Genomic DNA, 21,673 nt, shown 5'->3' with positions numbered 1-21,673 from the left:
AATCGTTCATCATGACGCGAGCCACTTTGTTCCCGCCGCGCACCGATCGGCCGGCCGCTCGTCGGCCGTCGACGTCTCGTACGTCGACGTCCGGTCGTAGGCGGCGCGGCGGCGGCCAGCCGCCGGAGAAGTTCGTCTTCCGCGGCCGGTTGGCCGGGGTGTTCGTCATCGTCGCAGTACTCGTCGTCGCCGCGAAAATGGTGTTCGTCCATGCCATCGACGCGCGCTCGCTGTCCGCGGAGGCGGCGCAGCAGCGGGAATACACCCAGGTGTTGACGGCCAAGCGCGGCGCGATCGTCGACCGCAACGGCCGTCCGCTGGCCTACACCGACGAGGCTCGGGCGCTGACCTTCCTGCCCAAGGCGGTGCGCAAGTCGATCGACGAGGCGCACAAGCAGGACAATTCACTGCCCGACGTCAAGACCCGGCTGAGTCAGATCGCCAAGGGCATCTCCAGTGCGCTCGGCGGTTCGATCAGTGAGGCCGACCTGCTCGCCAAACTCTCCAGCGACGACCAGTTCGTCTACCTGGCCCGTTCGGTCAGTTCCGACGTCGCCGCGAAGATCCTCGCCGACTACCCCGAAGTGGGCGCCGACCCGCAGAACATCCGGCTCTACCCCGGCGGCTCGCTGGCCGCCAACGTCGTCGGCGACGTCAACTACGACGGCAACGGACTGATCGGCCTGGAATCGTCGATGGATTCGGTTCTGGCCGGTACCAACGGTTCCACCACCTACGACCGCGGGTCCGACGGCGCGATCATCCCGGGCAGCACCCGTAACGTGCACCCGGCGATCAACGGCGCCACCGTGGCACTGACCATCGACTCCGACATCCAGTGGTTCGTGCAGGCGCAGGTGGCCGCGGCGAAGACGGCGTCGGGTGCCAAGAGCGTCTCCGCGGTGGTCCTCGACTCGCAGACCGGCGAGGTGCTGGCGATGGCCAACGCCGGGACCTTCAACGCTTCCAAGCCGCTGTCCGAGCAGAAGGGCGTCGAACTCGGCAATCCGTCGGTCACCTCGCCGTTCGAGCCCGGGTCGGTGAACAAGGTGATCACCGCCGCCGGCGCGATCGAATACGGCGTGTCGACGCCGGGCACGGTGATGCTTGTGCCCGGCAGCATCTCGATGGGCGGCGTGACCGTCAAGGACGCTTGGGTGCACGGCCCGCAACACTTCACGACGACCGGCGTGTTCAGCAAGTCGTCGAACGTCGGGACCCTGATGCTCGCGCAGAAGATCGGCGACAAGCGATACGCGGACCTGTTGGCCCGCTTCGGTCTGGGTGAGCGCACCGGCGTCGAACTGCCTGCGGAATCGTCGGGCGATGTGCCGGCGCTGAGCCAATGGTCCGGTTCGACTTTCGCCAACCTGCCGATCGGTCAGGGTCTGCTGATGACCTTGCTGCAGATGACCGGCATCTACCAGACGATCGCTAACGACGGCATGCGGATCCCGCCGCGCATCCTCAAATCGGAGCAGCGCAGCGGGCACGACCCGACGACGCCCGAGCGGCCCGAACCGGTGCGCGTGGTCAGCGCCCAGACCGCCAAGACGGTCCGCGACATGTTCCGCGGGGTGATCCAATACGATCCGGCCGGCGTGCAGAGCGGCACCGGGTACAAGGCAGCCGTCCCCGGCTACCAGATCTCCGGCAAGACGGGTACCGCGCAGCAGGTCGATCCGGCCACCGGGCGCTACTCCAACTCCAGCTACAACATCACCTTCGCCGGAATCGCGCCCGCGGACAACCCGCGCTATGTGATCGGCATCATGATGGACAACCCGCCGCGCAGCTCCGACGGCAGCGGCGGCCAGTCGGCCGCCCCGCTGTTCGGCACCATCGCGTCGTGGTTGCTGCAGCGTGACCGGGTGCCGCTGTCACCCGCGCCGACCCCGCGGCTGACGTTGACCACCGACTGAGGCGTCTCGGGTCCGGCCCCGCTCCGACGGCTCGGCGGGGCTGTCGGTGGGTGGCGGTATCTTGATGTGCGGTGAAAGCCGTGTCGGTGCGAACAGTTAGGAGGCGATGGCGCGTGTCGCAGTCGCAACAATCCGGGCCGATTCGCCCGCAGCGAGTCACTCCCACGCGGGTCGGGGAGTTGGCGTCGTCGATCGACGCCGAGGTGATCGGTTCCCCCGACACCACGGTGGCCGGAGTCAACCTGCGCGCGCAGTCGATCGTCCCCGGTGAACTGTTCGCCGCACTGCCCGGGACGCGGGTGCACGGCGCGCGATTCGCCGCCGACGCGGTGCTCGCGGGCGCTCGCGCGATCTTCACCGACCCCGCGGGACGTGCGCTGCTGCCCACGGATCTGCCCGACACCGTCGCGATCCTGGTCCATCCCGACCCCAGGTCGGTGCTCGGCGAGCTGAGCTCCACGATCTACGGTGACCCGAGCGGCGCACTGACGCTCATCGGCATCACCGGGACGTCGGGCAAGACCACCACCGCCTTCATGGTCGAGTCGATTCTGCTCGCGGCGGGCCGCTCGGTCGGTCTGCTCGGCACGGTGGCGACCCGAATCAACGGTGTGGCACAACCGAGTTCGCTGACGACTCCCGAGGCTCCCGATCTGCAGGCGTTGTTCGCCGCGATGGTCGAGCAGGGAGTCGACACCGTGGTGATGGAGGTGTCGAGCCACGCACTGTCACTCGGTCGCGTCGCCGGATCCCGGTTCGACGTCGGGGCGTTCACCAATCTGTCCCAGGACCACCTCGACTTCCACCCGACGATGGAAGACTACTTCGCGGCTAAAGCGCTTCTGTTCCAACCGGATTCGACGCCGGGCGGGGGCACGCCACTGCACGCGCGACGCAGCGTCGTCTGCGTCGACGACGCGTGGGGAGCCCGGATGGCGCAGATAGCGTCCTCGCCGGTCACCGTGTCGACCGGCGACACGCCCGCACAGTGGACGGCCGGGGAGTCGGTGGTCGCCGACGACGGCACCCAGACCGTTCGCGTGACGAGTCGCGAGGGCGATGAGCTAGCACTCACCCTGCCCGTGCCGGGACGCTTCAACGTCGCCAACGCCCTTGTCGCCCTTGCGATCACACGCTCGGTCGGCGTCGCCTTCGATGCGATCACGGCCGGCCTGGCCGCGGTGTCGGTGCCCGGTCGGCTGCAGCGCATCGACGAAGGGCAGCAGTTTCTCGCCGTCGTCGACTACGCCCACAAACCGGCTGCCCTGGAGGCCGTGATCGCGACCCTGCGCGCGCAGACCGCCGGGCGGATCGCCGTCGTCGTCGGAGCGGGCGGCGATCGCGACACCGACAAACGCGCCAAGATGGGCGCCGCGGCTGCACGCGGCGCGGAGCTGGTAGTCATCACCGACGACAATCCGCGCACCGAAGACCCGGCGATGATCAGGGCGGCGGTCTACGGCGGCGCGGTCGACGTCGCCGCGCGCGACCGTCCCGCGTCGGCCGAGCCGATCCGCAACGTCGGGGACCGGGCTGCCGCGATCACCGAAGCGGTCGCCTGGGCGCGACCCGGCGACGTCGTGCTGATCGCGGGCAAGGGACACGAGGCCGGGCAGGAGATCAACGGCGTCAAACATCCGTTCGACGATCGCCTGGTCGTCGCCGAGGCACTGCGCGCGGCGGCGAGACCGGGCGAGGTGGCCACCGTCGCCGACGCGGGCAAGCTGGTCCGGCGTCTGGTCGCCGATGCGGCCGACGCCGGGGTGGGCAGCGCTCACCGCGAGCGTGGCGCGCGGACCTGGCTGATCCTGGGGGAATTGGCCCCCGACGCCGGCGCCGACGAGCAGCAGACCGTCGTCGATCACGACCGCCTCGGGCGTCTCGCGGTCCGGTTGGCCGTCGACAAGATCCTCGCCGTCGGCAGTTCGCGCGCGGTGCGCGCGTTGCACCAGGGAGCGGTCATGGAAGGCTCGTGGGGCGAGGAGGCCGTGTTGGCGCTCGACGCCGAACAGGCACGTGACCTGCTGCGTTCAGACCCGGACTGGCAGCCCGCCACCGGCGACATGGTCGCGCTGGCCGGACCGGGCGCGGTGACCGGGCTCACGGCCGAGCTGACTGCGGCGGGGCTGGTCGTCTTGACAACCTGAGAACAGGGTTTGATAGAAGGCTGACAAGACGTCATCGGAACCAACAAGACGTCGTCATCGAAACCAACAAGACGACATCGGAACCAACAAACGGTAAGGGACCTACTTGTGTGGCAGATCCTGATTGCGGGCGCGATCTCGCTGACGGTCGCGATTCTGTTGACCCCGATTCTGATCAAGGTGTTTTCGCGGCAGGGCTTCGGCCAGGAGATCCGCGTCGAGGGCCCGCAGAGTCACCAGACTAAACGCGGCACCCCGTCGATGGGTGGCGTGGCCATCATCACCGCGTTGGTGGCCGGATACTTCGGCGCGCATCTCGTCGGTTTCATCGTGCACGGCACCGGCCCACGCGCGTCGGGCATGTTGGTCCTCGGTCTCGCCGTCGCACTGGGGATCGTCGGCTTTCTCGACGACTTCATCAAGATCCGCAAACATCGCAATCTCGGACTGAACAAGACCGCCAAGTCGGTCGGGCAGTTCATCGCGGCAATCCTGTTCGGCGTCTTGGTGATTCAGTTCCGCAACGACGCCGGGGATGCGCCCGCGAGCACCAACCTGTCCTACGTGCGCGACATTCTCGCCATCTCGATGGGCTCGATCGTGTTCGTCGTCTTCTGTTGGCTGGTCGTCGCCGCCTGGTCGAATGCGGTGAACTTCACCGACGGCCTCGACGGTCTCGCCGCCGGGTCGATGGCGATGGTCCTGGGCACCTACGTGCTGGTGGCGCTGTGGCAGTACGACAACGCCTGCGTCGGCGGATCGGCCGCCGTCGGCAATCCGGGCTGTTACCACGTCCGCGACCCGCTCGACCTCGCCCTGCTGGCGGTCGCCGGCGGCGGCGCCTGCCTCGGATTCCTCTGGTGGAACGCCGCACCGGCCAAGATCTTCATGGGCGACACCGGCTCGCTGGCACTGGGTGGTCTGCTGGCGGGACTGTCGATCACGACGCGGACCGAACTGCTGGCCGTCGTGCTCGGCGCACTGTTCGTCGCGGAGATCGTGTCGGTGGTCATTCAGATCGCCTTCTTCCGCACGACCGGGCGACGCGTCTTCCGGATGGCGCCGTTCCATCACCACTTCGAGCTGGGCGGCTGGGCGGAGACGACGGTGATCATCCGATTCTGGCTGCTCACCGCCATCGCGTGTGCGCTGGGACTGTCCCTGTTCTACGGCGAATTCATCGCGGCCAGTGGATAACGCGCAATTGGTGGCCGCCCTGTCGGACTCGACGGTGCTGGTCGCCGGTGCCGGCGCCGCGGGCATCTCGGCGGCGACCTATCTCGCCGGCATCGGCACACGTGTACGGCTCGTCGACGACCGCTACTCCACGCCGGCCACGGTCACCCTCGCCGGCGTGCAGGTGCCGGGGTCGTCCATCGAAACCGCGCTCGACGCCGGGTTCGACGACGTGGAGCTGCTGGTCGTGTCGCCGGGGTTCGCGCCGACGCACCCGCTGCCCGTGACCGCGGCGGCCGCCGCGGTCGCGGTGTGGGGCGAAGTGGAGCTGGCGTGGCAACTCGATCGCGCCGGACTGCTCGGCGCGCCGCGTACCTGGCTGGTGGTGACCGGGACAAACGGTAAGACGACGACCACCGGAATGGTCGAGGCGATCATGTCGGCGTCGGGTGCCGCTGCAGCGGCCTGCGGCAACTACGGACTGACGGTGCTCGACGCGATGGTCGGCGAACCTGCCGGAGCCCGGGTCGACGTGCTGTGCGTGGAGCTGTCCAGCTTCCAATTGCATTGGGCGCCTTCGGTCCACGCCGATGCGGCGGTAGTCCTCAATGTCGCCGAAGATCATCTCGACTGGCACGGATCGTTTGCGGCGTACGCCGCTGACAAGGCGCTCGCGCTGCAGGCGAGGGTCGCCGTCGTCGGCGACGACGACGCCGTCGCCGCCACCCTGCCGATCGGCCCGGACAGCAGGCGGGTCGGCTTCACGCTGAACGAGCCGGCGCCGGGACAACTCGGCGTGCGCGGCGGGATGCTCGTCGACGCCGCCTTCGGTGACGTCGAGGTCGAACTGATCGATGCGGGTGCGGTGCGTCCGGCCGGACCGTCGGGGATCGCCGACGCCCTGGCCGCCGCGGCGCTGGCCCGCGCCGTCGGGGTCACGCCCGCGCAGGTCGCACAGGGACTGCGCGCTTACGCGCCTGCCGCACATCGCGGGGAAGTGGTGGCCACCGCCGACCTCGGCGGGGTGGCGGTGAAATTCGTCGACGACTCGAAGGCAACGAATCCGCACGCGGCGATGGCGGCGTTGGCCGGCCATGATCGTGTCGTCCTGATTGCAGGCGGCCTACTCAAGGGTGCCTCGGTCGACGAACTGGTGACCGCGCACGCACATCGGCTCGCCGGGGTGGTCGCGATCGGCCGGGATCGGCGAGTAATCGTCGACACGATTGCGCGACACGCCCCAGAAGTCCCAACAGTCACAGTATTCACAGGGGACGATGGGCGGGTGAGTGTCGTCGAAGGGACAGTTCTGGCGCAGCCCGCGGTCGAGGCGCCAAATCAGCCGGTCGATCCAGTCCGCGATCCGTCGTCGTCGCAGGCGGTGATGACCGCCGCCGTCGAGCAGGCGTGGCGGCTGGCCGCGGCGTCGGATGCGGGTGCCGCGAGCGAGCCGGTCTCGGCGGTGCTGCTCGCACCCGCCGCGGCATCGCTGGACATGTTCGCCGGGTACGGCGTCCGAGGCGATGCCTTCGCCACCGCCGCCCGCAGCGTGGTGGAATCGGCCCGGGCGAACCGATGAGCGCGGGCGCAGGCCGCGACGAGCCGCAGGCGCCGGGAACCAAGCGAGCGGCGGCCGACGACATGAGTTGGCCGGCCGCCATCGTCGCGGCCGTGCGGACCGTCCTCGGCAGACCACTGGCGTCGTTTCACCTGATCCTCGCGATGGCCTTCTTTCTGACCGTATTCGGCCTGGTCATGGTGCTCTCCGCGTCGTCGGTGGAAGGCTATTCGAAAGAGGGGTCCGCGTACGGGCTGTTCACCACCCAGGTGACCTTCGCGCTGCTCGGTCTCGTCGGGTTCTACGTGATGATGCGACTGCCGATCCGGCTGATCCGCCGCGTCGCGATGCCGATGATCGCGATCACGACGTTCCTGCTCGGTCTGGTGCTGATCCCCGGGATCGGCACGCTGAGCCAGGGTGCGCGGCGCTGGTTCGTCATCGGCGGACTGTCCGTCCAGCCGTCGGAGCTGGTCAAGGTGGCGTTGTGCGTCTGGGGCGCGCACCTGCTCGCCTCGCGTCGCCGGGAGAACGCGTCACTGCGTGAACTGCTCGTGCCGCTGCTGCCGATGGCGATCCTGATCTGTCTGTTCATCATGCTCGAACCCAACTTGTCCACGACGATCACCGTCGCGATCATCGTCGGCGCCCTGCTGTGGTTCGCCGGCCTGCCGCTGCGGGTGTTCGGCGGCTTCGTCGCGTCCGGCGTCGCGATCGCCGTCGTGCTCGCGCTGGCCGAGGGCTACCGGTCCGAGCGTGTGCGCAGCTTCTTCGGCGCGATCAACGATCCGCAGGGCGCGGGCTACCAGGCGCGACAGGCGACGTATGCACTGGCCAACGGCGGCATCTTCGGCGTGGGGCTGGGGCAGAGCCGAGCAAAGTGGAACTACCTGCCCAACGCCCACAACGACTTCATCTTCGCGATCATCGGAGAAGAGCTCGGCCTGATCGGCGGACTGCTGGTCGTCGGGCTGTTCGCGCTGCTCGCCTTCCTCGGCCTGCGCATCGCCGCACGGTCGGTCGATCCGTTCCTCAAGCTGATGACCGCGACGATCACGGTACTGATCACGGCGCAGGCCTTCATCAACATCGGCTACGTGGTGGGGCTGTTGCCGGTGACCGGCATCCAGTTGCCCCTGTTGTCGGCGGGCGGAACGTCGACCCTGACGGTCCTGGCGATGCTCGGTCTGATGGCCAATGCGGCTCGGCACGAGCCCGACGCCGTCGCCGCGCTCACCGCGAGCGGCCCCGCGCGGGTCAGCCGGCTGCTCCGGCTGCCCACCCCGGTCGCCTATCACCCGACTCGCGCCGATCGGCTCCGCGACCGCCTCGATCAGCGGCCGCGCGACGAGCAGTCGACGCGAGCGGGGTGGCGCCATCCCCGGGACAAACCGCAGCGCGGCGCATCCGGCTCGTCCCGAACACGCCAGCCGACGGGACGTCCGCGGCCGGGGGCGGGTCGAGCGTCGTCGTATGACTTGCTCACCTCGGGTGCCCGGCGCGGCTCGGCCGGTTCTCGACGGAGCGGTCGCGCCGATGTGAGAGACACAACCGGAGTCCGGCGGGCAGCGCGTCGCGCCGGCGAGGACAATCGATCCGGGCGCGCCGATCCGCGGCGCGCGGCGGATACGCAACAAGAACGGTGGTGGCGTCCGTGACCGGACCGGATGACAACGCACTCGACGATCACGCATTCGACGATCTGTCGGTCGTGGTGGCAGGTGGCGGCACGGCCGGGCATATCGAGCCGGCACTCGCGGTCGCCGATGCCGTGGCCGCGACGGCACCCGGTGCCCGGATCACCGCACTGGGGACCGCCCGCGGTCTGGAGACGCGCATCGTGCCCGAGCGCGGCTACTCGCTCGAGCTGATCCCACCCGTGCCGATGCCGCGCAAGGTCACCGCGGATCTGTTCAAGGTGCCGTTCCGGTTGAGCCGCGCCGTACTGGCCGCTCGCAAGGTGCTCGCCGACGTCGACGCCGACGTGCTGGTCGGTTTCGGCGGCTATGTCGCGATGCCCGCGTATCTCGCGGCGCGTGGCCATCTGCGCCGCCGGCGTCGGATCCCGGTGGTCATCCACGAGGCGAACGCATCGGCGGGCGTCGCCAACAAGGTCGGCGCGCGGTATGCCGACAAAGTGCTCGCCGCGGTCGACTCGTCGGGGCTGCCGGGTGCGCAGGTGGTCGGCATGCCGGTGCGCGGGTCGCTGGCGCAGCTCGACCGCAAAGCGTTGCGGGACAAGGCTCGTCACTACTTCGGGCTCGATGCCGACGCCCCCACGCTGCTGGTCTTCGGCGGATCGCAGGGCGCGGCGAGGCTCAACGACGCGGTCGTCGGGGCGGCCGGCGCCCTCGGTGCGGCGGGTATCGGCGTGCTGCACGCCTACGGCCCCAAGAACACCGTGGACCCGCAACTGTCCGACGACTCGCCGCCGTATGTCGCGGTCGCCTACCTCAAGCGCATGGATCTCGCGTACGCCGCGGCCGATCTGGTGATCTGCCGGTCGGGCGCCATGACGGTGGCCGAGGTGTCGGCGACCGGATTGCCCGCGGTGTATGTACCGCTGCCGCACGGCAACGGGGAGCAGCGGCTCAACGCGCTGCCCGTCGTCGAGGCCGGGGGAGCACTGCTCGTCGACGACGCGGACATGACGCCGGAATGGATCGCGCGCGAGGTGCCCGCGCTGCTCGCCGATCCGGAGCGGCTCGCCGCGATGTCGCGCTCGGCGGTCGCCGGCGGACACGGCGACGCCGCGGACGCGGTGGCGCGGATCGCGTTGGGTCTCGCCGCCGACTTCGCCGCGCAGAAGGATTGATCATGGACGAAACCTCAACCACCGCAACACTTCCCGAATCGTTGGCGCGGGTCCACATGGTTGGCATCGGCGGTGCGGGAATGTCCGGGCTCGCGCGCATCCTGCTCGCTCGTGGCGGGCAGGTGTCCGGGTCGGACGCCAAGGACGGCCGCGGAATCCTCGCCCTGCGCACGCGCGGCGCACAGATCGCGATCGGGCACGACCCGGCGTCGCTGGACCAGCTGCCCGGCGGCCCGACGGTGGTGGTGACCACCCACGCGGCGATCCCCAAGACCAACCCCGAACTGGTGGCCGCACGTCAACGCGGCATCCCGATCCTGCTGCGCCCCGCAGTCCTCGCGACGCTGATGGAGGGCTACTCCACGCTGCTGGTGGCGGGCACCCACGGTAAGACCTCCACGACGTCGATGGCCGTCGTGGCACTTCAGCATTGCGGTCTCGACCCCTCGTTCGCGGTCGGCGGCGAGCTCAACGAATCGGGCACCAACGCCCATCACGGGACGGGCGGCATCTTCGTCGCCGAGGCGGACGAGAGCGACGGCTCGCTGCTGCAGTATCGACCCGACGTCATCGTCGTGACCAATATCGAGGCCGACCACCTGGACTTCTTCGGCAGCGAGCAGGCCTATGTCGAGGTATTCGACAAATTCTGTGATCGCGTCGTACCGGGCGGCACCGTCGTGGTGTGCGCCGACGATCCCGGCGCGGCTGCGCTCACGCGGCGCACGGCGTCGACGCTGGCCGAGCGCGACGTGACGGTTCTCACCTACGGCCGCAACGGGACTGCGGCGCAACTGCTTTCATGGGAGCCGACGTCGAAGGGCAGTCGCGTGCGAGCGCGATTCGCGCTGCCCGACGCCGACGAGGTCACCCACGAGTTCACCGTCACCGTGCCGGGTGAGCACATGGCGCTCAACGCGCTCGGCGCCATCCTCGGCTGCGTGCGCGCCGGTGGCGAACTCGCCGGGGTGATCGCAGGCATCGAGGCGTTCAGCGGCGTGCACCGCCGCTTCGAGTTCCGCGGCACCGCGCGCGGTATCCGGGTGTTCGACGACTACGCGCACCACCCGACGGAGGTCGCGGCGGTACTCGCGGCCGCCCGGTCGATGGCCGGTGCGGGGCGGGTGGTCGCCGTGTTCCAGCCGCATCTGTATTCGCGCACAAAGGAATTCGCCGCCGACTTCGCCGCTTCGCTGTCGGCCGCCGACCAGGTGGTGGTCGCCGACGTCTACGGCGCGCGCGAGGAGCCGCTGCCCGGCATCAGTGGCCGCAGCATCAGCGAATTGGTCACCGCGCCCGCGGTTTTCGCACCGAACCTGTCCGAGTTGCCCGCCGTCGTGGCCGGACTGGCCGCGCCCGGCGACATCGTGCTGACCCTGGGTGCCGGAGACATCACCATGCAGGGCCCGGAAATCCTCGCGGTGCTGGGTGCCTCCCCGAGCGCACCGAGTGCCCCGAGCGCACCGAGTGCTTCGGGGGCGTGAGGGCGCCGTCATGTCGAGGAGATCGACCAGGTCCAAACGCGGCCTGCTCTGGGCGCTCGCAGTCGTCGTCATCGTCGGGGGACTGGCGGCCGTCGCCTACTTCACCCCGCTGATGTCGGTGCGCAGCATCGAGGTCACCGGCACCCGCGAAGTGTCGACCGACCAGATCCTGTCCGCTGCGGCGATACCCAAGGGCGCCCCGCTGCTGCAGGTCGACACGGCGCCGGCGGCGCGACGGGTGGCGGCGATCGCCGACGTCGCGCAGGTACGCATCCAGCGGTCGTATCCGTCGAAGATCGTGATCACGGTGACCGAGCGGGAACCGGTGGTACGGGTGGTCACCGACACGCAGATACAGGTGCTCGACAAGACCGGTGTGGCCTACCGCCACTACGACAAGTCGATCACGCTGCCCCCGGAGATCTCGAAACTGCCGAGCTTCTCGACGCCGAACCCGGGGCCGACGGACCCGACGACGAAGGCCGTGCTCCCGGTGATCGCCGACCTGCCCGCGTTCGTCGCCGACCAGCTCCTCGAGGTCCATGCGTCGTCGCCGGTGGATATTCAGTTCGTACTGCGCGGCAACAAGACCGTCGTCTGGGGCGACAGCGACCGGACCGCGGACAAGGCCGAGGCATTGCGACTCGTCATGACTCAGCGGGCGTCGAGTTACAACGTGTCAAGTCCCGAGTCGCCGGCGTACAAATAGGTACGGCTCACAAGCAGCGACAAGTTGCAAATCGATACGAAGTAGAGTGCATGCATAGCGCTCGGTGCGGTGATTTGCGTTGCGTCACGCCGGATTTCGCGTGTCCCGCAAGCAAAATCAGGACAACTTTGCCGACACGCCGCGCACAAGCTGGCTTGGAGTCCCCGCGATGCATACGGTCATGGGCAACATCAAGTACTTGACATAACTCTATATCTATGGTTTAGGTTTAGGGTTTTCTCACGAGGAGGGCGAGGCATGACGCCACCGCACAACTACCTGGCCGTCATCAAAGTCGTCGGTATCGGCGGTGGTGGCGTCAACGCTGTCAACCGGATGATCGAACAGGGCCTCAAAGGTGTCGAGTTCATCGCGATCAACACCGACGCACAGGCGCTGTTGCTGTCCGACGCCGACGTCAAGCTCGACGTCGGGCGCGACTCGACGCGCGGCCTCGGCGCCGGAGCCGATCCCGAGGTGGGCCGCAAAGCCGCCGAGGACGCGCGTGACGAGATCGAAGAGCTCCTCAAGGGTGCCGACATGGTCTTCGTCACCGCGGGCGAAGGCGGCGGCACCGGCACCGGCGGCGCTCCCGTCGTCGCGCAGATCGCCCGCAAACTCGGTGCGCTCACCGTCGGCGTGGTGACCCGCCCGTTCAGCTTCGAAGGCAAACGCCGCGGGGGACAGGCCGAAGCGGGCATCGCCGCGCTGCGTGAATCGTGCGACACCCTCATCGTCATCCCGAATGATCGCCTGCTGCAGCTGGGCAACGCCGAAGTCGCGCTGATGGACGCCTTCCGCAGCGCCGACGAGGTGCTCCTCAACGGTGTGCAGGGCATCACCGACCTGATCACCACTCCGGGCCTGATCAACGTCGACTTCGCCGACGTCAAGGGCGTCATGAGCGACGCGGGGAGCGCGCTGATGGGCATCGGATCGGCACGTGGTGAAGAGCGTGCGCGCAAGGCGGCCGAGTCGGCCATCAACTCACCGCTGCTCGAAGCGTCGATGGAGGGCGCGCGCGGCGTGCTGATCTCGATCGCGGGCGGCAGCGACCTGGGCCTGTTCGAGATCCACAACGCCGCGACGCTCGTGCAGGAAGCGGCGCATGAAGACGCCAACATCATCTTCGGCACGGTGATCGACGACAACCTCGGTGATGAGGTTCGCATCACCGTCATCGCCGCGGGCTTCGACGGCGGCACGCCACGCAAGAAGGTGGAACCGCCGATCGCCAACGTCGGACGCGCGAACGTCACGCCGGGCCAGGCCGGGACCACCCGGGCCAATCCTGACCCGCTGTTCGACAAGACGCCCCCGACCCCGGCGTCGGATCCGTTCGCGCGCGACGAACCGCGCAAGAACAGCGTCCGCCTCGACGACGACGACGTCGACGTTCCGGACTTCATGCGACGTTAGGAATGAGCGAATCGACTGACTCGCGCACCGCGCAGCAGGTGTCGGGTGGCTCACGCGTGCGGCGCGTGACCACCACCCGTGCCGGTGGTGTGTCCGCGGCTCCCTACGACAGTTTCAATCTCGGCGATCACGTCGGCGACGACCCGGCCGCGGTGGCCGCCAATCGTGCGCGGCTCGCCGCGCAGCTCGGTCTGCCGTCGTCGAACGTGATCTGGATGGAGCAGATCCACAGTCGCAACGTCACCGTCGTGGAGGGCCCGTCCGACGACGTGGTGCCCGCGACCGACGCACTGGTCACCGCCGCCCCCGACCTCGCCCTCGCTGTGCTGTCCGCGGACTGCGTGCCGGTGCTGCTCTCCGACGACGAGGCGGGCGTGATCGCGGGGGTACACGCCGGACGCGTCGGGGCGCGGGTAGGCATCATTCCCGCCACGTTGGCGGTCATGGTGGAACTCGGTGCCCGCATCGAGCGCATCGGCGCGTTCCTGGGCCCCGCGGCGTCGGGCGACAACTACGAGGTACCTCCTGCCATGCAGGCCGACGTCGAGGCACATCTGCCGGGCAGCGCGAGCCGAACCGCCAAGGGGACCACCGGCCTCGACCTGCGCGCCGGCCTGCGCAGACAACTGCTGGAAGCGGGGATCGCCGCGGTCGCGGTGGATCCGCGCGACACGATCGCCGACAAGACGCTGTTCAGTCACCGACGTGGGGCGCCGACCGGTCGGTTGGCGTCGGTGATCTGGCGCGAATCCGGGCGGTGACCGGTGTCGTCGGGCAACGTCGGAGGCGTCGACGACGCCCGGCGCGCTGAACTGGCGGCCAATCTCGCCGCGGCGCGGACGCGCGTCGACGACGCGGAGCGAGCGGCCGGCCGGTCGTCGGGGGAGGTGACGCTGCTGGTCGTGACTAAATACTTTCCGGCAGCCGACGTCCTGCGGTTGATCGAACTCGGGTGCGGCGAGTTCGGTGAGTCTCGTGAACCGGAGGCGAGCCGAAAAATTGCGGAGGTCCGCGCGGCGCTCGGGCCCGGCGCGTCGGCGCAGCCGGTTTTCGACATGATCGGCAGCGTGCAACGCAAGAAGGCCAGGTCGGTGGCGCGCTGGGCGCGCACGGTCCACTCCGTCGACAGCGCGCCGCTCGTCGAAGCGCTGCAGCGAGGTGCCCGCGCCGCGCTCGACGCCGGGGAGCGCACCGCGCCGCTGGGCGTGTTGTTGCAGGTCAGCCTGGATGGCGACGCTGCGCGGGGCGGCGTTTCGATCGACGGACTCCCGGCTCTGGGCGATGTCGTCGCGGGAGCGTCGGACCTGCATCTGCGTGGATTGATGGCGATCGCACCGCTGCACGGGGAGCGGGAGATGTGGATGGCGAAGCTGGCGGGTGTCCATGCCGACTTCGTGCGGCGGTTTCCCGATGCGACGGTCTTGTCGGCGGGAATGTCGGGCGATCTGGACGTGGCGGTGAAATTCGGATCTACATGTGTGCGTGTCGGAACTGCAATCCTGGGCCTTCGGCCGATACCGTAATCACATTGGTCACAGAAGTACCACGATTCACAGGTTTCACATGAACCACAACCGCAACATCGATCGTCAGAACGAGAGGCCCGAGATGACAACGATGCAGAAGTTCAAGGCATATTTCGGCATGGTGCCTCCGAGCGACTACGAGGACGACTACCTCGAAGACTCGAATGTCGTGCCGGCACGCCCGACGTCGCGCGAGCGTGCCTACCGCGATGAGTACTACGGCCAGGGGTCGTTCCGCGACGGCCGCTACGGTGAGGAGCGATTCGCAGGCGACCGCTTCGCCGCGGACCGGCTGGCCGCCGATCGGTTGGCCGAGGAGCGCTACCTTGACGAGCGTGAGCGGTTCGCTGCCGAAGACCGCTACGCCGAAGACCGCTACGAGGAGCGCCGGCTCGCGGGCGACGCCTATGCGTATGCCGGGCCGGTGCGTGCCGAGCGGGACCGTCCCGGCGTGTCGCGGCTCGAGCCGCTGCCGCGGTCGGCCGCGGGAATGCGGGCCGCGGCGGTGTCGCGGTCGGTGGCGGGCACCGATCAGCGTGAGCTCGATCGCATCTTCGCCGACGGGCCACTGCACAAGATCACCACGTTGCGTCCGTCGGACTACAGCGAGGCGCGGACCATCGGCGAGCGGTTCCGCGACGGCAACCCGGTGATCATGGATCTCGTCGATATGAGCAACGACGACGCCAAGCGTCTCGTCGACTTCGCCGCGGGCCTGGCGTTCGCATTGCGCGGGTCGTTCGACAAGGTCGCGACCAAGGTGTTCCTCCTCTCGCCCGCCGATATCGACGTGTCGCCCGAGGACCGTCGCAAGATCGCCGAGACCGGCTTCTACAACCACAGCTGACCGCGCGCGCCGAGTGCTCCGCAGCCGAATCCGCACGGCGGATCGGGGGTGGGGCGGGCACCCGGCGCGCGCTGTTCGCCGACAATCGGGCACAGTGGTGTTGTGACGATTTTCTGGGCCATCCTCTACTACGCGTTCCTCGTCTACTGGCTGCTCCTGTTGGGCCGCCTGGTGGTCGAGTTGGTGCGCTCCTTCGCCCGTGACTGGCGCCCCAAGGGCGTCGCGGTGATCATCATCGAGGCGGTGTTCACCGTTACCGACCCGCCGATCAAGCTGCTCCGCAGGCTGATTCCGCCGTTGCCGTTGGGCCCTGTTCGCCTTGATCTTTCCCTCATGATTGTGATGATCGTGGCTATTGTGGGCATGCAACTCACGGGTAGTCGCATTTGATACCCGCTTCTTTCTCCGTCAAATGACATTAATGTGATTCGCAATAGTCACATCAATGTCATTAGTACTCGAGGTAGAAGTGTTTGCGCAGGTGAGAGTATATTTTCCGATGCTTGATCGACCGATCGATCACCCGGCCGGGTGGTCTCGGTGGTCTCAATGACGTAACGTTGAATGTCATTGTTTGGCGACCATTGTGTTGCGAGAGCGCATCGACCGGGTGCGACAGGTGGTAATGGTGTGACAGGATGAGACGCTAGTTACGGATTTGAACTCAAAGTGACTGCGACGGTGAGTCTCAAGTCGACGTGTGACAGAGTAAAGGTCACATGTTGGCAACGGCCTCGCGTCAACGTGTGTGCGAGTTCAGTGGCACGACCAACAAGTAGAAACGCTCGAAGACAAGGATTAAGGGGAACCGACCATGCGGCTGACACCAGCTGATGTGCACAACGTCGCGTTCAGTAAACCGCCGATCGGCAAGCGCGGTTACAACGAAGATGAGGTCGATCAGTTCCTCGACTTCGTCGAGGCGGAACTTGCGCGTCTGATTGAAGAGAACACTGATCTCAAGGCACGTGTAGACGAGCTCGAGGGCGACCTCGCCAACGCTCGGTCCGGTGCTCCCGCCGCCGCACCCGCGCCCGAAGAGCGCACCCAGGTCTTCTCGGCCGCGCCGGTGGCCGCGCCTGCACCCGCCGAGCCGCAGTTCGCCGCCGGCCCTCCGCAGCCGCCGAGTGGCGACGACGCCAACGTCCGCGCCGCGCGCGTGCTGGCCCTCGCCCAGGACACCGCCGACCGCGTCACGTCGAACGCCCGCACCGAGGCCGACACGCTGCTCGCCGACGCCCGCACCCGCGCCGACTCGATGGTCGGCGACGCGCAGACCAAGGCCGATGCACTGCTGGCCGATGCACGTCAGCGCTCGGAGGCCATCCTCGCCGACGCGCAGACCCGTTCGGAGGCGCAACTGCGTCAGGCACAGGAGCGCTCGGAAGCTCTGCAGGCCGATGCCGAACGCAAGCACAGCGAGATCATGGGCACGATCAACCAGCAGCGCGGCGTGCTCGAGGGTCGGATCGAACAGCTCAAGACCTATGAGCGGGAATACCGGACGCGTCTGAAGACCTACCTGGAGTCGCAGCTCGAAGAGTTGCAGCAGCGTGGCAGCGCGGCTCCGGTGGAGGGTAACCGCAACGAAGCCTACGGCTCGGACGCGGGCAACAACGGCGGCGGCTTCACGAACTTCACCAAGAACTAAGAGGTTCTCGTCTCGTGTTGTCGCTCGCCATTGCGACGACCCTCATCGGGTTCGCGCTGCTGGTAGTGGGATTGATCACCGGTCAGGTGTGGTTCGCGATCATCTGCATCGCGGTCTGCCTGATCGGTGTCGGTCTTTTGGTGGCCGACGTCATCCGGTCCGGGAGACGCGCGAAGGCGCGGACCGACACGACCGACTCGGCGGCTTTCGGCGACGCCGAGCAGGCGTCGGCGTCGGTGCGGCCGTCGGTCCGCACCGCGCCGGCATCTGATCGGGCCGCGGCGCCGTCCGACGATCGGTGGTCGCCGGCGACGCAAGGTGCATCCGCGGTCGGTGCCGACGCCGACCGACCGGACTGGGCAACCGGTCAGCATCCGGTGCAGCGCGGCGCCACCGCGGTGACGCGAGCCGTCGATCCGGCCGGAGCCGCAGGCACGGGAGCCGCAGCCACCGAAGCCGCATCCACCGAAGGCACGTTCACCGACTACGTCGCCGCGACGTCGGGCAATTTCCCCGCTCAACCGACGGTGACTCAACCCGCGCCCGGCGACGGCGAGTCGAACTTCGCGCAGTGGCCCAGCTACTCCTCACCCGATTCGTCGTCACCGGCGGTGACGGCGTCGTCGTCGACGCCGGAGCCGTCCACCGGTGCGTCGACTACGCATCCGCGCGAGTCGGTGACGCGCTCACGGCGTCATGCGAGCAGCGGGCCGGTGACCGGCGGGTCGTCGGGAATGCCGAAGTTCGATCCGCTCGATCCCGACTGGCATCCGCCCGCGGAGTAGTGGCACACTAGACACGGAGTTTTTCATCGCATTGATCCGGCCATCACCGGGGAGCACTCGGAAGAACCGTCGGCGCTCATGCGCGCCGACCCAGTAGACCCGAGCGGGCGTGGCCCGTCACAGCCACTCGACCTCGACGTTCGCGTCGGCGTCGCAGAGTGGCATCGCTTGATGCAAGCGGGGTGGTACCGCGCTGGTCCACCGGGAACGTTCCCGGATCGGCGTCCCCGTGCCAGAGGTGATTCGGCACGGAGGAAACATGACTACCTCACCTGAGCAGACCACCGACGCCGCGGCGCCCGCCGCCGTCGGACACGTCTATCCCGTCGTTGACATGACTGCGGGCACCGGACGCGGCGCGCCCCGGTTCCCCGACGTCGAGAACACGGTCCTCGACTATTGGGAGACCGATCAGACCTTTGCGGCGTCGATCGAGAACCGCAGCGACGCAGAGGAATTCGTCTTCTACGACGGCCCGCCCTTCGCGAACGGTCTGCCGCACTACGGTCACCTGCTGACCGGTTACGTCAAAGACCTCGTGCCGCGTTTCCAGACGATGCGCGGCAAGCGCGTCGAGCGCCGATTCGGTTGGGACACTCACGGTCTGCCGGCCGAACTCGAAGCCGAGCGCCAGTTGGGCATCACCGACAAGGCTGAGATCGAGAAGATGGGTCTCGCGAAGTTCAACGACTACTGCCGCGATTCGGTGTTGCGCTACACCGGCGAATGGCGCACCTATGTCACCCGCCAGGCGCGCTGGGTGGACTTCGACAACGACTACAAGACCCTCGACATCGACTTCATGGAGTCGGTGATGTGGGCGTTCAAATCTCTACACGACCGTGGCCTGATCTATCAGGGCTATCGCGTGCTGCCGTACAGCTGGTACGAGCAGACGCCGCTGAGCAATCAGGAATCCAAACTCGACGACGCATACAAGATGCGCCAGGATCCGGCGTTGACGGTCCGGATGCCGCTCGTCGTCCCCACCGACTCCGACCTCGCCGTCCTCGACGGAGTCAACGCGCTCATCTGGACGACCACCCCGTGGACGCTGCCGTCGAACTTGGCGATCGCCGTCAACCCCGACGTCGACTACGTGCATGTGCGCGCCGCCGACGGGCAGGAGTATCTGCTGGCACAGGCGCTGCTCGGCGCCTACGCCAGGGAGATCGCCGAGCCGGAGGTGCTCGGCACCTACCGAGGGTCGCAGCTCGCCGGCCTGCGGTACACACCGCCGTTCGACTTCTTCGTCGGACACCCGAACGCCCATCAGATCCTGCTGGGCGACTACGTGACCACCGACAGCGGCACCGGAGTCGTCCACCTCGCGCCGGCCTTCGGTGAAGAGGACATGGACCTTGCGACGGCCAACGGCATCGAGGTGGTGCAGCCGCTCGATCCGGGCGGAAGGTTCACCGCGCAGGTGCCCCCGTACGAGGGCCTGATGGTCTTCGACGCCAACCCGGTGATCATCAAAGATCTCAAGGCCGCGGGCCGGGTTCTGCGGCACGAGACGATCGAGCACTCCTATCCGCACTCGTGGCGGTCGGGTCAGCCGCTGATCTACATGGCGGTCCCGTCGTGGTTCGTCGCGGTGACCCCCATCAAGGAGCGCATGCTCGAACTCAACCAGCAGATCAACTGGGTGCCAGCGCACATCCGCGACGGCCAGTTCGGAAAGTGGCTGGAGGGAGCGCGGGATTGGAACATCAGTCGCAACCGCTACTGGGGCGCGCCGATCCCGGTGTGGATCTCCGACGACCCCGAGTTCCCGCGCGTCGACGTCTACGGGTCGCTCGACGAGCTCGAACGTGACTTCGGTGTGCGCCCGACGAACCTGCACCGCCCGCACATCGACGAGCTGACGCGCCCGAATCCCGACGACCCGAGTGGCCGGTCGACGATGCGTCGCGTCCCCGAGGTGCTCGACTGTTGGTTCGAATCGGGGTCGATGCCGTTCGCCCAGGTGCACTATCCGTTCGAAAACGCCGACTGGTTCAACGGCGGTGGCGGCCAGATCGCGCACAATCCGGGCGACTTCATCGTGGAGTACAACGGCCAGACTCGCGGGTGGTTCTACAACCTGCACGTGATGGCGACGGCACTGTTCGACCGGCCGGCGTTCAAGAACGTCGCGGCCCACGGCATTGTGCTGGGCGACGACGGTCAGAAGATGTCGAAGTCCAAGCGCAACTACCCCGACGTCAACGAGGTGTTCGACCGCGACGGCTCGGATGCGATGCGCTGGTTCCTGATGGCCTCGCCGATCCTGCGCGGCGGGAACCTGGTGGTGACCGAGCGCGGCATCCGCGAGGGCGTGCGGCAGGCGTTGTTGCCGTTGTGGAATGCCTACAGCTTCCTGCAGCTCTACGCGGAACGCCCGGCGACGTGGCGGACCGACTCGACCAACGTGCTCGACCGCTACATCCTGGCGAAGTTGGCGGTGACCCGCGACGAGATGACCGAGGCGCTCGACGCCTACGACATCGCGGGCGCGTGCGAGTCGTTCCGGCAGTTCTGCGAATCGTTGACGAATTGGTATGTCCGACGGTCACGTGCGCGGTTCTGGGGCGGTCAAGACGCCGACCCGGATGCCTTCGACACGCTGTTCACCGTGCTGGAGGTCTCGGCACGGCTGGCCGCGCCGCTGCTGCCGCTGGCAACCGAGGCGATGTGGCGCGGGCTCACCGGTGAGCGGTCGGTGCACCTGACCGACTGGCCCGCCGCAGACATCCTGCCCGCCGACGCCGACCTCGTGGTCGCGATGGACGAAGTGCAGGCGGTCTGCTCGACGACGTCGAGTGTGCGCAAGGCGAACAAGCTGCGGGTCCGACTTCCGTTGGCCGGCTTGACGATCGCGTCGTCGACCGCTGACCGGCTCAAGCCCTACGTCGATCTGATCGCCGACGAGATGAACGTGAAGTCGGTGACGCTGAGTTCCGACGCCGACGAGTTCGGTCGTGTCGAGGTCGCGGTCAACGCCCGGGTGGCGGGTCCGCGGCTGGGCAAGGACGTCCAGAAGGTCATCAAGGCGGTGAAGTCGGGCGACTGGTCGGTGCGCACCGACGCCGACGGTAACGAGGTGGTCACCGCCGGCGGCATCGACCTGATCGACGGTGAGTACACCCGCAAACTCGTCGCCGCCGAACCGGACTCGACGGCCGAACTGCCCGGCGGCAACGGGCTGGTGGTGCTCGACACCACGGTCACACCGGAACTAGAAGCCGAAGGCTGGGCCAAGGATCGAGTGCGTGAGTTGCAGGACGCACGACGCAACCTCGGGCTCGAGGTGTCGGATCGGATCGTGGTGCGGTTCGTCGTCGGCGACGACCGCCTCGACTGGGCGCGCACCCACGCCCAGCTGATCGCCGGTGAGGTCCTGGCCACCACGTTCGACGTCGAGACCGGTGCGCCCGGCGCCATCGAACTCGGCGACGGCGTGAGCGCGGACGTGCGCAAGGCGTAGGGGGTCCGGCCCTCGCCCTGTTGAGCCGGCATCACCGCTGGTTGAGCCGGACTTACCGTTGGTTGAGCCTGGTTTCACCGGCCGAAGCGCCCCTCTGCTGGTTGAGCCGGTCCGAGCGCCGTGCTGAGCGAGGCGCTAGCCGAGTCGAAGTAGCGCTAGCCGAGT

16 protein-coding genes are annotated in these 21,673 nt (G+C 68.0%); all 16 read left to right on the top strand.

Translation table 11 applies throughout. The annotated features are described in order from the left end of the window. Positions 1-11: 11 nt before the first annotated feature. Positions 12-1,922: a peptidoglycan D,D-transpeptidase FtsI family protein gene (locus HH308_RS19110; RefSeq protein ID WP_170195836.1), complete on the top strand. Its 1,911-nt coding sequence runs from the start codon at positions 12-14 to the stop codon at positions 1,920-1,922. Between the two features lie 113 nt (positions 1,923-2,035). Next, a complete protein-coding gene (locus HH308_RS19105) occupies positions 2,036-4,069 on the top strand; it encodes a UDP-N-acetylmuramoyl-L-alanyl-D-glutamate--2,6-diaminopimelate ligase (protein ID WP_170195835.1) in 2,034 nt (677 codons plus the stop codon). A 108-nt stretch (positions 4,070-4,177) separates the two neighbouring features. After that, entirely contained in the window at positions 4,178-5,266 is a 1,089-nt protein-coding gene (gene mraY, locus HH308_RS19100; protein ID WP_170195834.1) for a phospho-N-acetylmuramoyl-pentapeptide-transferase, read from the top strand. Further along, complete coding sequence (gene murD / locus HH308_RS19095) at positions 5,259-6,824, top strand: UDP-N-acetylmuramoyl-L-alanine--D-glutamate ligase (protein ID WP_312870712.1); 1,566 nt, start codon at positions 5,259-5,261, stop codon at positions 6,822-6,824. The genes mraY and murD overlap by 8 nt, the downstream gene beginning before the upstream one ends. Next, entirely contained in the window at positions 6,821-8,461 is a 1,641-nt protein-coding gene (gene ftsW, locus HH308_RS19090) for a putative lipid II flippase FtsW (protein WP_170195833.1), read from the top strand. Before murD ends, ftsW begins: the two co-directional genes overlap by 4 nt. Continuing rightward, a complete protein-coding gene (gene murG, locus HH308_RS19085; RefSeq protein ID WP_376767237.1) occupies positions 8,449-9,618 on the top strand; it encodes an undecaprenyldiphospho-muramoylpentapeptide beta-N-acetylglucosaminyltransferase in 1,170 nt (389 codons plus the stop codon). The genes ftsW and murG overlap by 13 nt, the downstream gene beginning before the upstream one ends. Positions 9,619-9,620: 2 nt before the next feature. Continuing rightward, the gene (gene murC / locus HH308_RS19080) at positions 9,621-11,102 is read left to right on the top strand and encodes a UDP-N-acetylmuramate--L-alanine ligase (RefSeq protein ID WP_170195831.1); all 1,482 of its coding nucleotides are present in this window, start codon (positions 9,621-9,623) and stop codon (positions 11,100-11,102) included. A gap of 10 nt (positions 11,103-11,112) precedes the next feature. Then, positions 11,113-11,811, top strand: a complete 699-nt coding sequence (locus tag HH308_RS19075) for a cell division protein FtsQ/DivIB (protein WP_170195830.1) — start codon at positions 11,113-11,115, stop codon at positions 11,809-11,811. Positions 11,812-12,069: 258 nt separating this feature from the next. Continuing rightward, on the top strand, positions 12,070-13,230 hold the full coding sequence (gene ftsZ, locus HH308_RS19070; protein WP_170195829.1) for a cell division protein FtsZ: 1,161 nt from the start codon (positions 12,070-12,072) through the stop codon (positions 13,228-13,230). Between the two features lie 2 nt (positions 13,231-13,232). Further along, positions 13,233-13,991 (top strand): peptidoglycan editing factor PgeF, encoded by a 759-nt coding sequence (gene pgeF / locus HH308_RS19065; RefSeq protein ID WP_170195828.1) that lies wholly within the window; start codon positions 13,233-13,235, stop codon positions 13,989-13,991. Positions 13,992-13,994: 3 nt separating this feature from the next. Then, positions 13,995-14,753 (top strand): YggS family pyridoxal phosphate enzyme, encoded by a 759-nt coding sequence (locus tag HH308_RS19060; RefSeq protein ID WP_170195827.1) that lies wholly within the window; start codon positions 13,995-13,997, stop codon positions 14,751-14,753. An 85-nt stretch (positions 14,754-14,838) separates the two neighbouring features. Continuing rightward, complete coding sequence (locus HH308_RS19055) at positions 14,839-15,603, top strand: cell division protein SepF (RefSeq protein ID WP_170195826.1); 765 nt, start codon at positions 14,839-14,841, stop codon at positions 15,601-15,603. Positions 15,604-15,705: 102 nt separating this feature from the next. Continuing rightward, a complete protein-coding gene (locus HH308_RS19050) occupies positions 15,706-15,993 on the top strand; it encodes a YggT family protein (RefSeq protein ID WP_170195825.1) in 288 nt (95 codons plus the stop codon). A gap of 424 nt (positions 15,994-16,417) precedes the next feature. Beyond that, on the top strand, positions 16,418-17,254 hold the full coding sequence (gene wag31, locus HH308_RS19045; RefSeq protein ID WP_170195824.1) for a DivIVA-like cell division protein Wag31: 837 nt from the start codon (positions 16,418-16,420) through the stop codon (positions 17,252-17,254). A gap of 14 nt (positions 17,255-17,268) precedes the next feature. Beyond that, positions 17,269-18,039 carry a hypothetical protein gene (locus HH308_RS19040; RefSeq protein ID WP_170195823.1) on the top strand — a complete coding sequence of 257 codons (771 nt, stop codon included), beginning with the start codon at positions 17,269-17,271 and terminating at the stop codon, positions 18,037-18,039. 259 nt (positions 18,040-18,298) lie between these two features. After that, a complete protein-coding gene (gene ileS, locus HH308_RS19035; protein WP_170195822.1) occupies positions 18,299-21,508 on the top strand; it encodes an isoleucine--tRNA ligase in 3,210 nt (1,069 codons plus the stop codon). The last annotated feature ends 165 nt before the right edge of the window (positions 21,509-21,673 follow it).

The sequence above is a fragment of the Gordonia asplenii genome (assembly GCF_012933505.1).
GTDB lineage: Bacteria > Actinomycetota > Actinomycetes > Mycobacteriales > Mycobacteriaceae > Gordonia > Gordonia asplenii.
This window is presented reverse-complemented; position numbering and strand designations above follow the sequence as displayed.